Source organism: Sphingopyxis sp. 550A (genome assembly GCF_053569535.1).
In genome coordinates this window covers 4555906-4575472 of record NZ_CM131615.1, presented here as the reverse complement: position 1 = coordinate 4575472, position 19567 = coordinate 4555906, and the positions used below count along the sequence as shown (strand labels likewise).

Annotated in this window: 15 protein-coding genes and 3 pseudogenes; 8 read left to right on the top strand and 10 right to left on the bottom strand. The window is 63.0% G+C overall.

Features of this window, described 5'->3' with window-relative positions:
* Window positions 1-3: 3 nt before the first annotated feature.
* The 4 genes from ACVENA_RS22165 to ACVENA_RS22150 are packed head-to-tail and all read right to left on the bottom strand — an operon-like array spanning window position 4 to window position 4592.
* Window positions 4-1173 (bottom strand): ABC transporter permease, encoded by a 1170-nt coding sequence (locus tag ACVENA_RS22165; protein WP_049771264.1) that lies wholly within the window; start codon window positions 1171-1173, stop codon window positions 4-6.
* On the bottom strand, window positions 1170-2954 hold the full coding sequence (locus ACVENA_RS22160) for an ATP-binding cassette domain-containing protein (protein ID WP_449327088.1): 1785 nt from the start codon (window positions 2952-2954) through the stop codon (window positions 1170-1172). Before ACVENA_RS22160 ends, ACVENA_RS22165 begins: the two co-directional genes overlap by 4 nt.
* Before the next feature lies 1 nt (window position 2955).
* Entirely contained in the window at window positions 2956-3987 is a 1032-nt protein-coding gene (hlyD, locus tag ACVENA_RS22155; protein ID WP_012049890.1) for a secretion protein HlyD, read from the bottom strand.
* Window positions 3984-4592 carry a TetR/AcrR family transcriptional regulator gene (locus ACVENA_RS22150; RefSeq protein WP_012049889.1) on the bottom strand — a complete coding sequence of 203 codons (609 nt, stop codon included), beginning with the start codon at window positions 4590-4592 and terminating at the stop codon, window positions 3984-3986. Before ACVENA_RS22150 ends, hlyD begins: the two co-directional genes overlap by 4 nt.
* A 324-nt stretch (window positions 4593-4916) precedes the next feature.
* Between ACVENA_RS22150 and ACVENA_RS22145 the strand changes: the two genes are divergently transcribed.
* Window positions 4917-5864: a LysR family transcriptional regulator gene (locus ACVENA_RS22145; protein ID WP_012049888.1), complete on the top strand. Its 948-nt coding sequence runs from the start codon at window positions 4917-4919 to the stop codon at window positions 5862-5864.
* Window positions 5861-6169: a hypothetical protein gene (locus ACVENA_RS22140; RefSeq protein WP_012049887.1), complete on the top strand. Its 309-nt coding sequence runs from the start codon at window positions 5861-5863 to the stop codon at window positions 6167-6169. Before ACVENA_RS22145 ends, ACVENA_RS22140 begins: the two co-directional genes overlap by 4 nt.
* Window positions 6170-6186: 17 nt before the next feature.
* Here ACVENA_RS22140 and ACVENA_RS22135 read toward each other — a convergent pair whose 3' ends face one another.
* On the bottom strand, window positions 6187-6354 hold the full coding sequence (locus ACVENA_RS22135; RefSeq protein ID WP_449327087.1) for a DUF2274 domain-containing protein: 168 nt from the start codon (window positions 6352-6354) through the stop codon (window positions 6187-6189).
* A gap of 8 nt (window positions 6355-6362) precedes the next feature.
* On the opposite strand from ACVENA_RS22135, the pseudogene ACVENA_RS22130 reads away from it, so the two are divergent.
* Both ACVENA_RS22130 and ACVENA_RS22125 read left to right on the top strand, forming a co-directional pair.
* A pseudogene (locus ACVENA_RS22130) lies at window positions 6363-6689 on the top strand (ATP-binding protein); the annotation flags it as partial.
* A 252-nt stretch (window positions 6690-6941) separates the two neighbouring features.
* Complete coding sequence (locus tag ACVENA_RS22125) at window positions 6942-7967, top strand: IS110 family transposase (RefSeq protein ID WP_449325887.1); 1026 nt, start codon at window positions 6942-6944, stop codon at window positions 7965-7967.
* A gap of 231 nt (window positions 7968-8198) precedes the next feature.
* Here the strand turns inward: ACVENA_RS22125 and ACVENA_RS22120 are convergent.
* Window positions 8199-8717 (bottom strand): annotated as a pseudogene (locus ACVENA_RS22120) (ParB/RepB/Spo0J family partition protein); the annotation flags it as partial.
* A gap of 847 nt (window positions 8718-9564) precedes the next feature.
* Here ACVENA_RS22120 and ACVENA_RS22115 point away from each other — a divergent pair.
* Entirely contained in the window at window positions 9565-10557 is a 993-nt protein-coding gene (locus tag ACVENA_RS22115; protein ID WP_012049856.1) for an AAA family ATPase, read from the top strand.
* Window positions 10558-10793: 236 nt separating this feature from the next.
* Here the strand turns inward: ACVENA_RS22115 and ACVENA_RS22110 are convergent, their stop codons facing one another.
* A complete protein-coding gene (locus ACVENA_RS22110; protein WP_255308787.1) occupies window positions 10794-11069 on the bottom strand; it encodes a hypothetical protein in 276 nt (91 codons plus the stop codon).
* 27 nt (window positions 11070-11096) lie between these two features.
* On the opposite strand from ACVENA_RS22110, the gene ACVENA_RS22105 reads away from it, so the two are divergent.
* On the top strand, window positions 11097-13181 hold the full coding sequence (locus ACVENA_RS22105) for a S8 family peptidase (RefSeq protein ID WP_255308788.1): 2085 nt from the start codon (window positions 11097-11099) through the stop codon (window positions 13179-13181).
* On the opposite strand, the gene ACVENA_RS22100 is transcribed toward ACVENA_RS22105, so the two are convergent.
* The 3 genes from ACVENA_RS22100 to ACVENA_RS22090 all read right to left on the bottom strand — a co-directional run bounded on the left by ACVENA_RS22100 (window position 13172) and on the right by ACVENA_RS22090 (window position 17502).
* Entirely contained in the window at window positions 13172-14461 is a 1290-nt protein-coding gene (locus ACVENA_RS22100; protein WP_016745823.1) for a hypothetical protein, read from the bottom strand. The two genes, ACVENA_RS22105 and ACVENA_RS22100, sit on opposite strands and share 10 nt — an antisense overlap.
* Before the next feature lie 457 nt (window positions 14462-14918).
* Window positions 14919-15263 (bottom strand): DUF2958 domain-containing protein, encoded by a 345-nt coding sequence (locus tag ACVENA_RS22095; protein WP_016745822.1) that lies wholly within the window; start codon window positions 15261-15263, stop codon window positions 14919-14921.
* 875 nt (window positions 15264-16138) lie between these two features.
* Window positions 16139-17502 (bottom strand): IS3 family transposase gene (locus ACVENA_RS22090; RefSeq protein WP_257546647.1). Its coding sequence is split into 2 segments (ribosomal slippage): window positions 16139-17152 and window positions 17155-17502, totalling 1362 coding nucleotides; the frame shifts between segments, so codons are not numbered across the junction.
* Between the two features lie 472 nt (window positions 17503-17974).
* Here ACVENA_RS22090 and ACVENA_RS22085 point away from each other — a divergent pair.
* Both ACVENA_RS22085 and ACVENA_RS22080 read left to right on the top strand, forming a co-directional pair.
* On the top strand, window positions 17975-18928 hold the full coding sequence (locus tag ACVENA_RS22085; protein ID WP_449327086.1) for a beta-1,6-N-acetylglucosaminyltransferase: 954 nt from the start codon (window positions 17975-17977) through the stop codon (window positions 18926-18928).
* Window positions 18929-19170: 242 nt separating this feature from the next.
* Window positions 19171-19491: pseudogene (locus ACVENA_RS22080) on the top strand (ATP-binding protein); the annotation flags it as partial.
* Between the last annotated feature and the right edge of the window lie 76 nt (window positions 19492-19567).

Below are 19567 nucleotides of genomic sequence, written 5' to 3'. Positions count from 1 at the left end.
TCCTCACTCCAGATTCTTGCGCGTGGCGCGTTTTGCCAGGACGAAAAACAGAAAGCCGATGGCAGCCATCGCCAGCAGGTTCGGCACAAAGACCACCCAGATGTCCCCGGCCAGAAACACGGTCTTCAAGGAAGAAACGAAATAGCGCGCCGGGATAAACCAGGTGATAGCCCGGATCGGCGCCGGCATGGCGTCGATCTCATACAGAAAGCCCGACAGCATGAATGCGGGCAGAAAGCCCGAGAACAAGGCAATCTGCGCGGCCAGAAACTGATTGCGGGTGATGGAGGAGATCAGCAGTCCCTGGCCCAGCGCAGGCACCATGAATGTCGCCGAAAGCAAAAGGAGTGCGGCCAGTGACCCGCGCAGCGGCACGCCGAACGCAAAGACCGCCAGCGCCGTGGCCCCAAGCGTGGCGAGCATCCCGAGCGCGAAATAAGGCAGGAGCTTACCGATCAGGATTTCCGCGACCGATGCGGGCGTGGAGAGTACCGCCTCCATCGTGCCGCGCTCCCACTCGCGCGCTACCACCAGTGCGGTCAACATGGTGCCGATGATGGTCATGACGATGGCGATGGCGCCGGGCACGAGCGAACGGCGGCTCTCCAGTTCGGCGTTGAACCAGTATCGCGGCTCCAGTGTTACGCCCGCCTGAGATGCCTCGATACCGAGGCCGCCCCGCCAAGTCTGGACGACGCCCTGTGCGTAGTTGGTGACATAGTTGGCGGTATTGGGCTGCGAGCCATCGGCGATGATCTGTACGAGGGGCCGCGCGCCGCGATCGGCCAGGCGCTGCTCGAAATCCTGCGGAATGACTACAAATCCGCGCAATTCGCCCGAAACGACCCGGTCGGACACCTCGCGCCGATCATGGGCGAAAGTCACGTCCAGATAACGGGTTCCGGCGAATGCGGCGGCCAGTGACTGCGCCGAGGCAGATTCGGATTCCTGCACGACGCCGATACGCACTGCCCGCACGTCCAGTGACACCGCATAGGAAAACAGAAGCAGCAGGACCACCGGAAGGACAAAGGCGATCAGCAGCGTGGACGGATCGCGGACCGCCTGCAGGCTCTCCTTGACCACCAGCGCCCAAAGGCGTTTCGGGTCGAAGCGGCGCATGGCCTCCGGCGGCATTCGGCGATCCCGGCGCGATCCATCCGCGTCGTTCATGCGGCGACCTCGCTACGGGCGACATCGGCGAGATCTTCGGCTTCGACCAGATGAATGAACGCGTCTTCCATGGTCGGGTCCGGCCGGGCATCGCTGGCGGCACCGCGTTTGAGAGCGTCCGGCGTGTCCAGCGCGATCAGCCGGGCGCGATAGAGCATCGCTACCCGGTCGCAATATTCCGCCTCGTCCATGAAATGGGTGGTGACCATCACAGTCACGCCCTTGCGGGCAAGGCCGTTGATGTGGGTCCAGAACTCCCGCCGCGTAATCGGATCGACGCCCGAAGTCGGCTCATCCAGAAACAGCACCGGCGGGCGATGCATCACCGCGCAGGCCAGCGCCAGGCGCTGCTTGTATCCGAGCGGCAGAGAGTCCGGCGCTGACGACAGCCAGGGCTGCAAGCCGAAGATTTCGATCATTTCCTCGATCCGCGCCCGCTGCGTCGCGCCGTCCAGACCATAGACGCCAGCGGAGAACTCCAGATTCTGTCGCACGGACAGCAAGCCATAGAGCGAGAACTTCTGCGCCATATAGCCAAGCTGACCTTTGACCGCCCCGGTCGCGCGGCGCAGATCAAGCCCCGCCACATGCGCCTCACCGCTGGTGGGTTTGAGCAGGCCGCACAGCATCTTGAAGGTGGTCGATTTGCCAGCGCCATTCGGCCCGAGCAGGCCGAAGATTTCGCCCTTGCCCACCTCGAAGCTGATATTGTCGGTGGCCGTGAAATCGCCGAAGCGTTTGGTCAGGTTCCGGCAGGAAACGGCGATATCCGATTCAAGCCGGATAGGCGGCAGCCCCTCGGCAAGGGCCGATGTGCCGCCGGGGCCGCCGCCAAGCAGATCGATGAAGGAATCCTCGAAGCGGGCGGGCACGGGTTTGAGTTGCGCCGCGATCCGATCGGCAAGAGCACTTATCTGGCCGGTTCCCGCACCGGGGCGCAACACGATGCGAACACCGCTGCCCTGAATCACGCCATCGCCCACGCTGCTCAGGTCCAGCGCCTCGGCCAGCACGGCCCGGCGCTGATCGCCAACCTGTTCCAGACGGAAGCTGCGGCCGGCAAGGCGCCCGGTCAGTTCTCCCGGCGGTCCATCATAGGCAAGCCGCCCCTCGTTCAATAGCAGCACGCTGTCACAGCGTTCGGCCTCGTCGAGATAGGCGGTCGACCAGACCACAGCCATGCCCTCGTCGGTCAGCGCCTGCACCATGCGCCACAATTCCTGACGGCTGACGGGATCGACGCCGACGCTCGGTTCATCCAGAAGCAGAACGGCAGGCCGTGCCATCAGTGCGCAGGCCAGGCCGAGTTTCTGTTTCATGCCGCCGGACAGCTTGCCCGCCAGACGCCCGGTAAAGGGGGCAAGACGCGTGAAGTCGAGCAATTCGGAAAGCAACTCGCCGTTTCGGTCGGCATCCATGCCGCGCAACTGCGCATAGAGCCGCATATTCTCCATGACCGACAAGTCTTCGTAGAGACCAAAGCGCTGCGGCATGTAACCGGTTGCGGCATGGATGGCGTCATTGTCGTCCACCACATCAAAGCCCGCCACCGTGGCGCGGCCGCTATTCGGCGCCAGCAGACCCGTCAGGATACGCATCAGGGTTGTCTTGCCCGCACCGTCCGGTCCAACCAGCCCGGTCAGGCGGCCAAACCGGATCTGTGCGTTCAGATCCTGCAATGCCTGCACGCCGCCGAAATGCTTGCTCACCCCATCGATGACGACCGCGACCTCATCCAGCGGGGCAGGTGGCGGGTCCGATGCTGCGCTACCGGACGCCATGTCAGCGGCCTTTGGCCTGCGCGCTGGATGCTGGCCCGGCATCGACGTCGATGGTCACCGGCATGCCCTGGCGCAGCGCGGCATCCGCATTGGTGACCACGATCCGCAGGCGATAGACCAAATCCGTGCGCAGATCCGTGGTCTCTACCGTTTTTGGCGTGAACTCGGCGCGCGGTGAAATAAACCCGATCTGGCCTTGATAAACCTTGTCGGACGAGTCGCTATGGACGCGAACCCGCATCCCGGGCGCGATGCGCCCCAGATCCGGTTCTCCGATATAGGCACGCACATAAACCGGCGCATCAAGGCTCACGCTGTAGATCGGGGTCTGGCTAACAACCATGCTGCCGGGTTCGCGCACGCGGGCAATCACGGTGCCGGTGCGCGGCGCAAGCAGCACTGTATCGGCAAGCGCAGTGGCGGCTTGCGCCCGTGCCGCTTGTGCGGCGGCGAGGCGGGCCTGCCCCGCTGCGACATCTTCCTTGCGGAAGCCTTCTGTGGCTTGTGAATAGGCGGCCCGGGCCGCATTGGCGCCGGCGACGGCTTGGTCGCGCGCGGTGCGGGCGGCATCGACCGTCTTTTGACTGGCGGCGCCTGAGGCGAGCAATTGGCTCTGACGATTGAAATTGCGCTCCGCATCTCTGGCGACAGCCGAAGCCTGATTGAGTGCCTCGCGCGCCTGGACGATCTCCTGAGGGCGCAGGCCGCGGAGCAATTTGTCGAGGTCCGCCTGAGCAACACCCACGGACGCATCGGCCGCAGCCACACCTTCCTCGAACGGCTGCGCGTCGAGGACAGCCATGCGCGCACCCGCTTCGACGTGATCTCCTTCATCGAAGTGCATCTGCGCAACACGACCGGGTTGCCGGAAGGCGAGTTGAACCTCGCGAATGTCGACATTGCCATAGAGGCGCAGAGCCTCGTCGTCATGGCTGCCACGCTGCATCCAGACCCATCCGATCCCGATTATTGCGACGACAGCGACAATAATAAAGACCCGCTTGGGAATGCCGGGCAGGCGGATGCGCTTCATTGCACTGCTCCGATTCCGCGCAGATATATAGCGAACACGCCGGGAGCATCGCGACGAATATGGGTTACATCGCCCGCCAGCATCGATTGCATGACGAGCCCCTGGATCGTGCCGATAAACAGGGTGGTGGCGGCATCCGGATCGAGGTCGGCACGCAACTCGCCTCGCACCTTTCCCGCCTCGAGCAAGCCACGAAGCCGCTCTCCATAGTGCCGGATCAGCGTCTGGGCCATGCGCTTGGGAAGAGTCTCACCCGGCCGCTGCAACTCCCCGAAAAGCATTCGTGGCACGCCCGGGTGGTCAGACACGAAATCGATATGTGTCATGAAGACCGCTTCAAGGGCGGCCTTCGGAGACGCGGCCCCTTCCGCGGCCTTGTCGACGCGGGCGAGTAAACGGTCGGTCACCCAGGACATCACCGCCTCCAGGATGGCGTCTTTGGTCGGGAAATGACGGAACAGCGCCCCCTGGGTCAGCCCCATTCGCTGCGCGATGGCCGTCGTTGTGATGTCACTTGGGTTTTGTTCTGCAGCCAGGTCGACCACCGCCTCCACGGTTGCCGCTCGACGTTCGTCCGCTGGAAGATACTTGGAGCGGTCACTCATTGCTTGCGCTTTCTAAAGAGAGTAATCTATTACTATCTATCTGCGATGTGTAGCGGTTGCAAGATGGGAAGTGCCGGAATGGAGACAGTCATTGTTCGCAATGTATGGAAGATGACCCGTGGTTGGTTGAGCTGCGTTGTTGGCCCGGCTCCTGATTCATATTGTGAGCGTGGCCGAGCCTGAATCACAGTAATGTTCCCACCTCGATCAACGCCTAGAATGCAATATGCACCAGCGGGCAGTGCGGCGGTGATTTGAGCTCTGCCATTGGCCTCGAATCGATCCATTGATCAGGAACCAGCGTAAACTGAAGCGAGAAGATGAGTGATCGAGCTACGGCAGCTTCGCTATCTAATAGCAGCCGCAGAAGCAGGGAGTTTCAGCCGCGCGGCGCGCAACCTCAACATCAAGCAGCCGACGCTGAGCCGCTACATCCTCGAAACCGAGAAGCGGCTGGGCATGGCGCTGTTCGACCGTAAGACGCGCGGCGCCACCCTGACGGCGGACGGGGCGACCTATCTGCGGGTCGCCAAGCGGATCATGAAGGAGTGGGACGAGCTGGACGCCTGGGTCAGCGCCACGACCAACGGCCATGCCGGCAAGCTGGCGGTAGGCTTCTACACGTCCTTCTCGGCGGGAAACCTGCGCGCGACCCTGAGCAAGTTCGGCGAGCGCCATTCCGAGGTGAAGCTGCGCGGGTTCGAGCGCGACCGCGAGATGCTGCTGGCCGGCATCGAGAACGGGCTGCTCGACATCGCCATCATGATCGGCGAGGCGCCGCATCCAGGGCTGATGAGCCGCTCGTTCTGGAGCGAGCGCATCCTGGTGGCGATGCCCGAAAGCCACGCGCTTGCGACCCGCGAACGCATCCACTGGACCGACCTGACCGGCGAGCGGTTCTTGCTCACCGAGCAAGATCCCGGTCCCGAGACGCGCAACATGCTCCTCGGCAAGCTCGGGATGCCGGGCTACTCACCGGAGATCGACATGGACGACATCAGGCGGGACACTGTGCTGAGCGTCATTGCGCTCGGCGGGTATATCTCGATCGTCGCGGAATCGGCGCTCGGCATCCACGTCCCCGGCGTGGTCTTCCGCGAGGTCCACGAGGCCAACGGGCACACGCGGATCGGCTTCTCGGGCTATTGGCGCGAGGACAATGAAAATCCGGTGCTGCGCCGGTTTCTTGAGTTCGTCACCGCCCGCTATTCGATGCCGTCCATGCCTGGGCCGCAACCACTGTCTCAGCAACCGGGAAAGGAGCCGTCATGACGCAAGGAAAGACACTCATCATCGTGCTGGTCACGCTCATCATCGGGTTCGGGGCGGGTTTCGTCCTGCGCCCGGTGATCGTGCCCGTCGAACGGGCGGCGATCGTGGCCGCCCCGCCAGTCGCCGCGCCGACGCCGGCCGAGCCGCGCGGGATGCAGTATTTCGCGGCGCATCTCGATGAAGCCCGGCAGGTCGTGGCGCAATGCGCGGAAGGAACGGCGCGCGGCGACGAGTGCGCCAACGCCGAGCAAGCGGTGATCGAGGCGGAAGGCCGCGAGCGGTTCAAGAAGTTCATGGGCAACTGACGGCAGGCGGCGCGCTCTCACTTCCGCTGCGCGAGCCACCGGCGAAAGCCCCTGTCCGTCGCCATGAGCTGAATGGCCATCGGCACTAGCAGTTTCTCGGGCGGCACAGGCGAACTGCCCGTCTCGGCCGCGTGTGCCTCCGCATAGGCGGTCAGCTCGCGATATACCGCAGCGGGAATGTCCACCGTGGCCTTTATCGGTGGTGACACGCCTCGAAGAGGAGACCCGGATCGGCAAAGGCGGGACCCTGGCGGCGCAGCTGTCGCGGCTCGACCTGATCGTGCTCGACGAGCTCGGTTATCTGCCGTTCGCCCGCTCGGGAGGGCAGTTGCTGTTCCACCTCATCAGCAAGCTTTATGAGCGGACCAGCGTCATCATCACCACGAACCTCGCCTTCGGCGAATGGCCGACCGTGTTCGGCGATCCCAAGATGACCACGGCGCTGCTCGACCGCGTCACCCACCACTGCGATATCGTCGAGACGGGCAACGACAGCTGGCGCTTCAAAAACCGCAGCTGACAGCCACCTTCGGCGCCTTCAAAAATCTATCTTGCGCTGCGCGCGCCTCCGGTCGGGCTACGCCCGCCCTCCGCCGCACGCAGCGCAAGGCCATCTTCAACAAACCAGCATCATATTATCCGAAAAGGGGGTCCCTCTTCGACGCCGATCGGGGGTCCCTTTTGAACACGATGACGTAATTGCTGCCGTTGTTCTCATTTGGGCGCGACAGCTGCAGGATGCGAGAAATCATCGTAACGGAGGAGCATCGCCATGAAGCACTATGTCGGACTGGACGTATCGCAAAAGGAAACGTCGATTTGCATCGTCGATGAGGCAGGACGGCCCATACACCAGGGCCGGGTGAAATCCGATCCGGGCGTGCTGGCGGCGGTCATCGCCAAGAAAGCTCCCAATGCCGAACGCGTCGGCCTCGAGACGGGCGCCATGTCGAGTTGGCTCTGGCATGAACTCAAGCGCACCGGTTTGCCCGTGGTCTGCATCGATGCGCGTCACGCCCATGCGGCCCTGTCCGTTCGCATGAACAAGAGCGACGAGAATGATGCTCGCGGTTTGGCGGAACTCGTCCGGGTCGGCTGGTATCGGGAGGTTGCCGTCAAGAGTGAAGAAAGCCAGACCGCGCGATCCATCCTCGTGTGTCGATCCCGATTGGTACGGGTCCGGCGCGACCTCGAAAACCAGATGCGGTCTATGCTGAAGGAATGCGGTCTGCTCTTTCCACGCGCTGCCGGCGGGCAATTCCAACGGCGGGTCAACGACCTCATCGCCGATGGCCATGCTCTCGGCCCCATTCTTCGGCCGCTGCTATCCGTGCACCAACAGACTTGTAGCGAACTGGAAAAGATCGACCGAACAATCCGCGACCTTGCGCGAGAGGATGAAACGACGCGGCGGCTCATGACCGTGCCGGGCATTGGCGTCGTCACGGCCCTGACATATCGTCACACGATCGACGATCCAACCCGTTTCCAGAATGCGGCAAAGGTTGGCGCTTATCTCGGACTTACGCCCCGCCGAAAGCAATCGGGTGAAATGGACGTCACGGGAAAAATCTCGCGCTGGGGCGACCGGTTGTTACGCGCCTATCTGTTCGAGGCGGCCAGCGTGCTGCTCCATCGAACCAAGCGGTGGTGCTCGCTCAAGGCGTGGGGGCTGCGGCTTGCGAAGCGAAGTGGCATGAAGAAGGCGCAGGTCGCGGTCGCCCGAAAGCTCGCCATCATCCTTCATTGTATCTGGGTGGATGGAACCGAGTTCGAGTGGGGGAAGCAGCCTGCCTGACCGTCATACCCACCCTGAGATTGCAGGCCTGACGCCAGACCTGTGATGATCCACCGGGACGGTGGTTGCGGTGACCTCGTTCAAACGGCTGCGGACTTCCAGGACCGCGTTGCGCACGTTGAGGCATCCGACCCGGACATCATCATGAGGCATGACCTCGAAAAGGACCATGACCCCGGTTCGGATCAATATGCAGGCTTGACAGATACCCGCAATTAAAGGGCCGTTTGACAGCTTCGGACTGACAGCGCCAAGGCGAAGCCGCTGCTTCACCACGCCGCCCGACACGCCGAACCGCGCGCCGATTTCCTCCGCGCCCCATCCGTTGCCGTCCGCAAGCTCGCGGAACCGCTCGAACTGATCGGCGGGGTGCATCGGGGTCCGGGTCACATTCTCGTCCAGACTGATCTCGGACGGGTCGTTCTCGGTGTCGAGACGGCAGCGAACCGGGTGGTTCTTCCTGATCTGCCTGCGCTTGGCGCGCAACAGATAGGCCAGCCTGCGACCTTCGCCAGCGGTGACGAAATAGGCGCCGGTCGGCTTCTCGTCCTTCATTTCCGGCTCGATCACAAGGTTCTGGATCAGACCCTTATGCTCGATGGAAGCGGCCAGCGCCTCGATGGCGGCCTCGCCATGCGGCACCTTGCGGGCGTTCTTGGGGGACTTCTTGAGCTTGTTCAGCGGCACGAAAATCTCGATGCCCGACACAGGCTCGGCAGCGGTGGTTTCGATTTGAACGGTCTTGGTCATCTTCCTACTCCTTGGGTTTCCGCGCAGCGGGAAGCGCCGCGCTGAAACCCTGCCCGTCGGCGAGACCGGGGGTGCAAACGGAGGGACGGCTTCGCGGGGAACCTGCTGCACGGAGCGCAGCGGAGGAAGCTGGGCGGAAGACGTTCCGAAGTGCGCCGGGGGCGGAGCCCCAAGCACCGCGCCGCTCGCGGCGCCACAAACGACGCACCCTTGCGGCGGACGGCCGGCGCGGCGGCGTGCGCGCGGGCCTGTGGGCCAGCCGTCGCCGTGCCCTCCGGCCAGAGCGAGAGTGCTGCGCTGGGGAAAATGACGCGCGACCCCTGCGCGGCGCCAGCCGCCAGAGTGCGCTCCCTAGATCCCCGCGCTCACTATCGGGGCGTTGCGGGGTGTCCCCGCTCGAAGGGGTCTGGCGAGACCCGCAGGGGCTTGTCAGCAGGGGAAGGCTTTCCCCCTCAAACCGTATAGGATGAGGACAACAACAGCATATTCCGCACGCTGGAAGCGCGTTAAGAAGACTATCGGCTGTGGCTAGAATTAAGTGCCCCGGCGGTATGCGAGGCAGGGACCACCGGGGGATACCGGCTCCATATGGATGATCGGGGAGGAAAAGCCAAGGATCACCGCTGCGCGCCTACGTTCATCTGCCAGGCGGTTCTACAGCGTCCCGTCTCCACCGGCGCTTTGCGAGCCCATGCTACCAGTTCGCTCAATATCGCGGCCTGAGCTGAACAAATTTCTCCCGGATATTCGGTGACTTGTTACACTATGAGAGCGCCGCACCGTTTGCGCGGTTGTCATGACGGCTCGGTGCCTATACCCGTCAGTTTGCAGGAAAGGAGGAGCGCTGATGTCAACCAAGCAGATCGTCGCGCTGCTCAATTCGCACGTTGCTGGGGACGAAGAGCAATTTCTGTCGATAGCGCTCCAGGTTGCGGCACAGCAAGCGCGCCAAGGCAATGCCGAAGAGGCGAACCAGTTGAAGCGCCTCGTCCAAAAGGCGCGCGAACGGCTTGGCAACGCGCCTACCGGCCAAGCGCCAATCCCTCTGGCGCGGCCGCGCGGCGAGTTGCAAGGGCTGGTCGAGAGCAGCTATCCGAAGACCAAGCTCGACAACATGGTGCTTGGCGAGGCCATTCGCTCGCGGTTGCAGCGCGTTGTCCGGCAGCAAAGCGAGCGGGCGACCTTGCGCGATCATGGGCAGGTTCCGGCGACGCACCTGCTGCTTGTCGGGCCTCCGGGCACGGGCAAGACCATGACGGCCTCGGCACTCGCGGGAGAGCTGCGCTTGCCGCTGTTCACGGCACGGCTGGACTCGTTGTTCAGCCGCTTCTTTGGGGAGACGGCCGGCAAGCTGCGCTTGCTGTTTGATCAGATTGCGCAGACCCGCGGCGTCTATTTGCTCGACGAGTTCGACGCGATCGGTTCGCGTCGTGGCGATCCCAATGACGTCGGCGAGATTCGACGGGTTCTTAACTCGGTGCTCTCCTTCATGGAGGAGCCTAACTCAACCGACAGTATCGTCATCGCGGCGACCAACCATGTCGAGATACTCGACAAGGCGCTGGCACGCAGGTTTGATGAAGTCATCGAATATCGGCTGCCCGATCCCGAGTCCGCGCGCGCGATCCTCTCACGCCGGCTGGGACGCTACCGCCTGACCGCCAAGGCTTGGGCGTCGATCGCTCCCATCACGGAAGGCTTGAGCCAGGGGGAGCTGGTGCGCGCGGCCGATGCCGTCGTGAAGGACGCTATCCTCGAAGGGGCGAAGTCGATCTCGGCCGACCATTTGCGCATCGCGCTCCAAGACCGCCAAATCTTTCGACAGAGCTTTGGACATTGAAGCGCCGGCATCGTCCGTCGGCGAGAAGAGACCGCGTGGGGAAGCGGTGGGAATGACTTGAGGGGGGTATGCCCGAAAATGAAGCCGGTGCGGCGCCACGCCAGCCGCATATCTCGATCACGCGATGGCGCGAGGCAGCGCAGTATGTCTATCCCCGACTTCGGCGCGAACGACGCGAGCGGCGTGAAGACTACCATGCCCATGCCGCAGCCCTGCTCGGACAGCTGGGGGAAGCTCTAGGCAACCTCCCGCCGCCCCAAGAGGACGTCCGCATCCCGGTCGACGGGCTGAAACGCGGCGTTCTCGTCGAGGTCGAGACGATGGTGCCGAGCGAGCGCGCCAAGGCCACGAAGATACCGGCGCTGGATTTCCCGGCGCAGGAGATCGTCGTCCTCCGTTCCGAGCGTAGCGAGGATCGCACAGAGCGGGCGGTAGTGTTCGTTCCCGATGACGCTCGCGCATTCCTGACCGGCCGGATCGCGGCCTATGGCTCCGAAGATCTCGGCAATCACGAGCGTCCCGACATCGACAAATTCGAGGTGATCGAGGCGATCCGCGCCGGTGCGGCGCGCACGCTCGTCGTCGGCACGCCGGACTTGGCATCGCCAGCGCCGCAGTGGTGGGAGCTTTGGCTGCGTCGCCCCGATGCGATCGTGGAGGCGGTGGTGGCGGCCGCGCAGCAGGCGGGGCTCGACGTGTATCCCGACCGGCTGCAATTTCCTGAAACCTCGGTCATATTCGTGCTCGGAACAGCCGAGGCGACCCTTGGGCTCGTCGGCCGCCTCAACGGCGCGATCAGCGAAGTGCGGCGCGCCAGCCAGAGCATCGAGCCGTTCCTTGACCAAGGCGACAAGAGCTTGGGGCAGCACGCGCTTGTGGCCGAATATTGCGGGCGGGTGACGCCTCCGCCAGCGGATGCGCCGGTGGTTTGCGTGATCGACACGGGCGTTGCGGCAGCGCACCCGCTGATCGCTCCCGCGCTGGCCGGTGCGTGGACTGTGAACGATGCCTGGGGCACCGACGATCACGCCGGCGCCGGCGGGCATGGAACGGGCATGGCGAGCCTTGTCCTGCATGGCGACCTGCTTGGGCCTATGAGCGACCAACGCCAGGTCGTGCTCGGCCATGCCGTCGAATCCGTGAAGTTCCTTCCGCCCGGCGGCTTTCCGGCGACCGAGCCGGCGCGCTATGGCATTATCACGCAAGCAGCCGTGGCCGTGGCCGAAATCGAACGGGCCAATATCCCGCGCAGCTTCTGCATCGCCACCTCCTCGCCCGATCTTTCTTCGGAGGCGCCATCAAGCTGGAGCGGCGCGGTCGATCAGATTTGCGCCGGCTCAATGCCGGGTGAGCAGCAGGCGGGGCTCGCCGCCAAGGATCACCCCAAGCGTCTCGTGCTGATCGCCACCGGCAATATGGACGGCGGGCTCAAGGCCGTGGTCGAGCAGCATCATGCACTCGAAGACCCCGCGCAGAGCTGGAATGCGCTCACTATCGGCGGATACACGGCGAAGGCTGACCAGGCGCAAGACGAACCCGAGTTGATTCCGCTGGTCGCGCCGAACGAGCGCAGCCCATTCAGCCGGGGATCGCAGACCCTTCCGGCTGACCTGACGCCGATCAAGCCCGACGTGCTGTTCGAGGCCGGCAACATGATGATGGACAATGCCCAGTTTTGCGGCTGGCACCCGGCGGTCTCGCTGCTCTCGGCAGGCAGGGATGTGGCTACGGAGCCGCTGGTGCCCTTCTGGGCGACCAGCGCCGCGACGGGCGTGGCCGGCAATTTCATTGGGCGACTCAAGGCCGATCTACCCGGCCGGTGGCCGGAAACCTACCGCGCTCTCACCGTCCATTCCGCCGAATGGCCTGGGCCAATTCGTAAGCTGCTGATCGGCACCGGCCGTAGCTGGAAGACGGGCAGCAAGGGCACGAAGCAGCAAATCCTACGCAGCATGGGCTTTGGCGTGCCCAACCTGGTTCGCGCGGCCGCGTCGGCGCGCAATGATGTGACCTTGCTCGCCGAGGCCGAGATTCAACCTTATGCCGCTTCAGCCGACGGGCGCTCGGCCGTATTCAACGAGGTGCATTTCTACGCCCTCCCTTGGCCGAAGGCAGCGCTAGAAGCGCTGGAAAACGCTTCGGTGATGATGAAGGTGACGCTCTCCTATTTCATCGAGCCCAACCTTTCAGGCCGGGCCAGCACCCGACCCGACACCTATCGCTCCTACGGCCTGCGCTTCGCCTTGAAGAAACGGCGCGAGACGGCCAATGATTTTCGGACACGATTGAGCAAGACCGAGGAGAAGGCGGAAAAGGCCGGTCAGGAGACCGACTATTGGTTGCTCGGGCCGCAGGCCGTTCAGGCTGGGTCGCTTCATTGCGACCTGTGGCGAGGTCCGGCAATCGACCTTGCCGCGCACGACCAGATCGCGATCTATCCGGTTGGCGGCTGGTGGAAATCGCACATCGGACAGAACCGCATGAACGACAAGGGCCGCTATGCGCTCGCGATCTCCATCTCGGCGCCGGATCAGGACGTCGACCTTTATGCCGAGATCGCGGCGGCGATCGAGGCGCGGATTGCCGCCGAAGTGGCGGTGGCAGCCGGGCCGGATCAAGGGTGATGAGCCTCGCTCGGAGCCAGGTCGATTTGCTGCACCTCGTGCTGAGCCCGTCGGGCCTCCAGCCAGTCCAGGCCAGCGCTCGTCAACTCCCAGCGCTTCGCTGCGTGATCGCCCGACCCAATGCAGCGAACCCATCCGCGCTTCTGTAAATCGGAAGCCGCGAGACCAACGGATCGGTAGAATTTGAACGGATTGCTGAGCTGATCCTGAATCTCGCGACTGGTAAGCGGGCCGGATTCGAGGAGCGCGAGGATTTCCGGCGTGCGCCCCTGGCCCGGCGATGAATAGTGCCTGGACGCAGCCTGCTGGGCGCGATCCGCAGCATCGCGTTCGACTGCACGGCGCGCTTTGTTGGGACTCATCGCCTTGCCGGCGAGCTTCGCGGCCGCGATTGCGGTCGTGCCTTGTTTGGTGAGCCGGTAGATCGGCGCGCGTCCCGGCATCGGCCTTTCCTGAACGATGTAACCCGACATCCGCAATCGCTGGAGATACTGACCCGCGCTTGGAGCCCGCTTTGACCGGACACCCGCTGCGGCGCTGATGTCGAGTGCGCGGGCTGGTCCGAGCGCATCGAGAGCGAGTAGGAGACGCACCTGTTCGGGTTTCAGCGCTGCGGAGACGTCGTTGCCTGGTAGGTGCTCACCTTCGAGATCATAGGCGCTGTGCGTCAATCCCTTCTGAGTGAGCCGGATAAGCTGGCGTTTGGGAGTCCCAGCCTTCTCGACAAGCCCCTTGGCGACAAGACGCTTGAGTGCGCTGTGGGTCGACTGGCCGAGCCGCTCGACGAGTGCTGCTCGGCGCGCGCCGCCGACTGGCGGAATGAGCCTCAACGTCGCCTTTTCGAGCGAGCCGATCTTAGGTTCGCGATCCACCAGGACGTCGAGCGTCCTTTTCCCGCTTTGTGCATAGACCCATTCGGAGGACTCACCGGGTGTAGGCAGACGGCGGATAAGGCCGGATTTCATCAGCTTCTTGAGAATCTGGTCCACCGCTTGACGGCTGACACCCTCTCGCTGGCGAAGTTCTGCGGCCGTGGCTGGCTTTGCTAGAGCATCATAAATGGTTTGTTGCCGCGTCCCGAGCTGTCCCCGAAAATAGGGTTCGCGTTGCTTCACCGCGATCTCCGCATCGAGCGGTCGGCTCCCATCTCGAAACAGGCCGTGACTGACGCGCACAAGGTGCCCGTCCATCAGCAGCAGTTCGAGCGCGGCGCGCGAATTGCGCACATGCTTGATGTCACGCCAGCGCACCACGCCGCGCTCCCGGACGATTTCAAGCATGGTGTGCGCCCCAGTCCCTGGATTGGGTTCCCATCGGGGCGGCCCGGAAAGTAATTTGTCGGACGTTACCGCACGCACGGCAACCCGCACTTCAGTGGCCCCAAAATGATGCCGTAGAACCTGCTCCAGCCGAGTTGCATCCACTACAGGACAGTCAAACTCCACATCGACTCGATATCCTTTCGACTTCCGCACAACTTCCCCCGGAGTGGCATCACCGCAATAGCCGCAATGGAGGCAAGCGTCACGTTATGCCAGCATCACAACGCTGACCGGCTGGCTGTTGCCGAGCGCAGCGGCGTGGATCATCAGCTATTCGACTTGGCCCGCGCTCTATCCGGCCGTGCTGATCCTCATGCTCAATGCGGCGAGCGGCAAACTCACGGTGCGCCAGTGGTCGTTCCGTTTCTGCCGGATTGAGCGCCCCGCCCGCGCGGGCGGGGCACATGAGCAGTCGCTAGGTGATGACGACGCCGGCCGCGATAGCCATGCGGGCGTATCGACTCAGCGGATACTTCGCCTCGAAATAGAGGTCGCGTTCGACCGGGAGCCCCAGCGGGCCGCGCAGCGCCTCGATCTCCGCAAGGCTGACCGTGCCCAGTTCGGGTTCGCCGAGGCCGGGATCGCAGAGGCCGTAAAGGATGTCGGGCTCCTGGGGATCGCACTCGCTGATGAGCCAGGTGGCGCCAGCGTCGGGTGTGAACAGCTTGACGACGGGCTTGGGATCGAACTCGGGATGCTCGATGCTCAAGCGGCCGTTGGCGATGAGCTGCGCGCGGATGGTGTCGGTGATGAGCTGCATGACTGTCTCCATTCGGGAAGCCCTCCGATCGAGGGCGTGGAGGCGTTCGACCGGCGCAAGCGAGCGGCGGGGTCAGGCCCTACTCGGTCTGGTGCGGGCCGGGCTTGACCCCGACGCGGCGCCGGTCAGGCGTCCGTAACTGCCTCGCCGGGGAGGCCGAATGGGAGCGTCGATCGGCTTGGTCCGAGGTGCGCGTGAAGCGGCGGCGACAACAGCCGCGAGGCTTCCTGGGTCCGAGCGCATGATCGCGGATAAGCGCGCTGTCTCCAGCTTCGGCCCGATTGTCTCCAGCCGGCGGAGCCATTGTCTCCAGCCACCGGGTCGCGTGGAAGGGGCGAAATGGCCGCGCGGGGGCGCAAAAGATCGGGCGCAACCTGCGCCAGCCAACGCCAGGGGCGGCCCATTCTTGGCGATTTTCTGGAGACATTATGGAGACAACGGGCTTTACAGAGGGCGCTGTCTCCAACGAAAAAGCGGCCCGAAGGCCGCTAATCCGCTGATTTCTATATAGAAAACTGGAGCGGGCGAAGGGATTCGAACCCTCGACCCCAACCTTGGCAACTTGATCGTGACACTTTTCGATTTCTTCCTTTTCTACGCCACTGCCCCATAATTGCTTATTTTCTTGAGATTATCTCTACGACGCCCTATCCTCGACTAGCCGCTGGAGTGCCGTTCAGCGCTGACAATTTGCTGACAATTGCGTGATCTGAGATTTTGTCAGCAAGAGGAGTGGCAACATGCCGACGAGCAAGCTGACAAAGCGTACGATCGACGCGGTGGTATCGCCCGCCTCGAAACTGTCCGTCGTCAGAACATTTGGCGCAACTCGTGGCGTAAATTAGCGGAGAGCGGGCCTCGTCTTGGGATTGATATTAGGCGGCGAGCTTTCGGTGCTGCAAGCGCCGATATTCGATAGTCTGTCGTTTGATCCTTTCGCGCTGTTTGATGATGGCGGGTGCCCTGCCGAAGTAGGCGTCAGCAGGCGTCACGTTGCCGAGGCTCTCGTGGTATCGGCGGTGATTATAATGGTCGATGAAGGCCTCGATCTGGGCTTCAAGTTCGCCAGGCAGGAAGTAGTTTTCGAGCAGGATGCGGTTTTTGAGGGTCTGGTGCCAGCGCTCGATCTTGCCCTGGGTCTGCGGATGCATCGGGGCACCGCGGACATGGGTCATCTTGTTGGCCTCGATATATTCGGCCAGTTCCCCAGCGATGTAGCTCGGGCCGTTGTCGCTGAGCAGTCGGGGTTTGTGCAGCACCGTGGCGCTGTCACATCCGGAAGCCGCCAGGGCGAGGTCCAGCGTGTCGGTGACGTCCTCGGCCCGCATGGTGGTGCACAGCTTCCAGGCAATGATGTAGCGTGAGAAGTCGTCGAGCACGGTTGACAGGTACAGCCAGCCCCACCCGATGATCTTGAAGTAGGTAAAATCGGTCTGCCACATCTCGTTCGGTCGGGTGGTCTTGGTGTGGAACGCATCGGCGGCCTTGACCACGACATAGGCCGGACTGGTGATCAGATCATGGGCCTTGAGCAGGCGGTAAACCGTGGCTTCCGACACGAAGTAGCGCCTCTCGTCGGTGAACCGCACCGCCAGTTCGCGAGGGGATAGCTCGGTCGTCTCCAGCGCCATCTCGACGATCTGGTCCCGGATATCGTTGCCGATGCGATTCCACACCCGGCTCGGCGCCGATGGCCGATCCTCCAGCGCCTCCGGCCCGCCTTCGAGGTAGCGGTCATACCATCGATAGAAGGTCCGGCGGGGGATGCCGAGCTGGTCCAGCGTCCGCTTGGCGGGCAGATGCGACTGCTCGACGATCCTGATGATCTCGAGCTTCTCAGATGCGGGATACCTCATTCTTCGTCGCCCCCATCCGCGATCATGCTTTTTTTGAGCAGACGGTTTTCCAGCGTCAGGTCGGCCACGCATTCCTTCAGGGCACGGGCTTCGCGGCGCAGGTCGTGCACCTCGCCGGTGGTCGCAGCTCGGGCGGTATCGCCGGCCAGACGACGCTTGCCCGCTTCCATGAACTCCTTCGACCAGGTGTAATACAGGCTCTGGGCGATGCCTTCCTTGCGGCACAGCTCGGCGATGCTGTCTTCGCCGCGCAGCCCCTCCAGCACGATCCTGATTTTGTCCTCTGCAGAGAAGTGCCGGCGCGTCGCACGCCGTATGTCCTTCACCACCCGCTCAGCTGGGGCCTTCGGCGCCGATTTTTTCAAGGAGGATTTGGGCTTCATCTTCGTTCCTTCGTCACTACGACGAAGCCCAAATCCTCCTTAAATCACAACCTCAAATATGCGCCATTGGTGCTGACGGCGGACACGCAACATGTCTCTCAGCCATCGCTTGCCCATGCGTGACGACGGTGACGAGGCAACGAAGCCGGGTGACACAAGTTCCGAAGCGATGGGACGGCGGGGCTAATAAGTCGGGGTGCTGACGATGACCGATAGATCGCGAACGGTTCGATTTCCATTCAGGGAGGTAGCAAAAGCGCATGTTAGTGCCCCGGCCACTTACATTGGCGCCCGCGATCCCCATATCAATCCTGTGCCATTGGACCACGCCGCGGCGCAACGCGGCCGGCCACCTGTCGGGCATTGTCTCCTATCGATCAAAATGACTTTGGTTGGGTTTTCCGGGACAGGAAATCGATCGCGATTCCGGTGAGCTGACAGCCCGGATCGGCGATCCGAAAGGCATGCTCTCATGATCGGCTATTTCATTCTTCTTCACCGCTTTCCCGAACAGTTCAAACGGATGTTTCGGGCAATCTACGCCCCCGGAAACAGCTATGTGATCCATGTCGACAAAGGATCGGGACCCGATTTTGCTGCAGACATCGGTGCTTTCCTGAGGCCCTACGAAGGCGTTGCGATGATCGAATCGAAGCAAGCGCTTTGGGGCGGCTACAGCCTCGTCGACGCCGAACTGCGCGGAATGAAGCAGCTGCTGAAGATGAACCGCAATTGGACGCACTACATCAACCTCAGCGGGCAGGATTTTCCGCTGAAGTCCCAAGCCTATATCCGGTCCTTCCTGCGCGCCCACCCCCGCCGCCAGTTCATTCGCGTTCTCGACCAGCGGACAATGCGGCCCGATACCATGAACCGCGTCAGCCATATATTCGTCGAAGCACTGGGACGGATGTTTCGGACACACCTCCCCCGCGCATTCCTGAAGGACGCGACGCCCTATATCGGCACCCAGTGGAAGGCCGTGACGCGCAGCTTCTGCCATTTCGCGGTCCATCATCCTAGCGCTGAGCGATTCAAGATATTCTACCGGCGAAGTTTCATCCCGGACGAAGCCTTTTTCCAGACGCTGCTGATGAACAGCCGCGGGCTTGGCGAGGTCGTGAACGACGACTTGCGCACGATTGATTGGGTTCCTGACGGCGACATCAAATTGCGGCCTCGCACCTTCGTCACGGCCGACGCGTTGCGGCTGACGCTGAGTCCTGACCTTTTCGCCCGCAAGTTCGATGCGGAAGAGGATCCAGCCATCTTCGACCTGCTGGAAGCCCATCTGGAAACGCCTGCAGCGAACATCTACGCGAGCGATCGAGCGGCGCCACCTCCACCCAGGTCCGTGCGCGAAGACGCATGCATGACCGACAACAGGGCCGAGCCGCACACGCCCTCGCCTGCAGGACGGAAATAGCGACCCGCCTAAGGCGATAGCCGCGCCATGCGACTCTGGAGCGCTCTTCCCTTCAATTAACCCGGCTCATCATCTTACGCCCGCCCGATGTCGATCGGGCGGGCGGTTCTCTTTCGGCAAATGGCCGTGTGTGGACGGCCCTCCGTTGGCAAGCGGTTTCTAGGTAGATGCGATCTGCTGGTTGGTGCAGCCATGTGTCCGGCCTGTGATGCGGCCTTGTCATGCGCCGCTGGCCATGATGCCTGGTGACACGCCTCGAAGAGGAGACCCGGATCGGCAAAGGCGGGACCCTGGCGGCGCAGCTGTCGCGGCTCGACCTGATCGTGCTCGACGAGCTCGGTTATCTGCCGTTCGCCCGCTCGGGAGGGCAGTTGCTGTTCCACCTCATCAGCAAGCTTTATGAGCGGACCAGCGTCATCATCACCACGAACCTCGCCTTCGGCGAATGGCCGACCGTGTTCGGCGATCCCAAGATGACCACGGCGCTGCTCGACCGCGTCACCCACCACTGCGATATCGTCGAGACGGGCAACGACAGCTGGCGCTTCAAAAACCGCAGCTGACAGCCACCTTCGGCGCCTTCAAAAATCTATCTTGCGCTGCGCGCGCCTCCGGTCGGGCTACGCCCGCCCTCCGCCG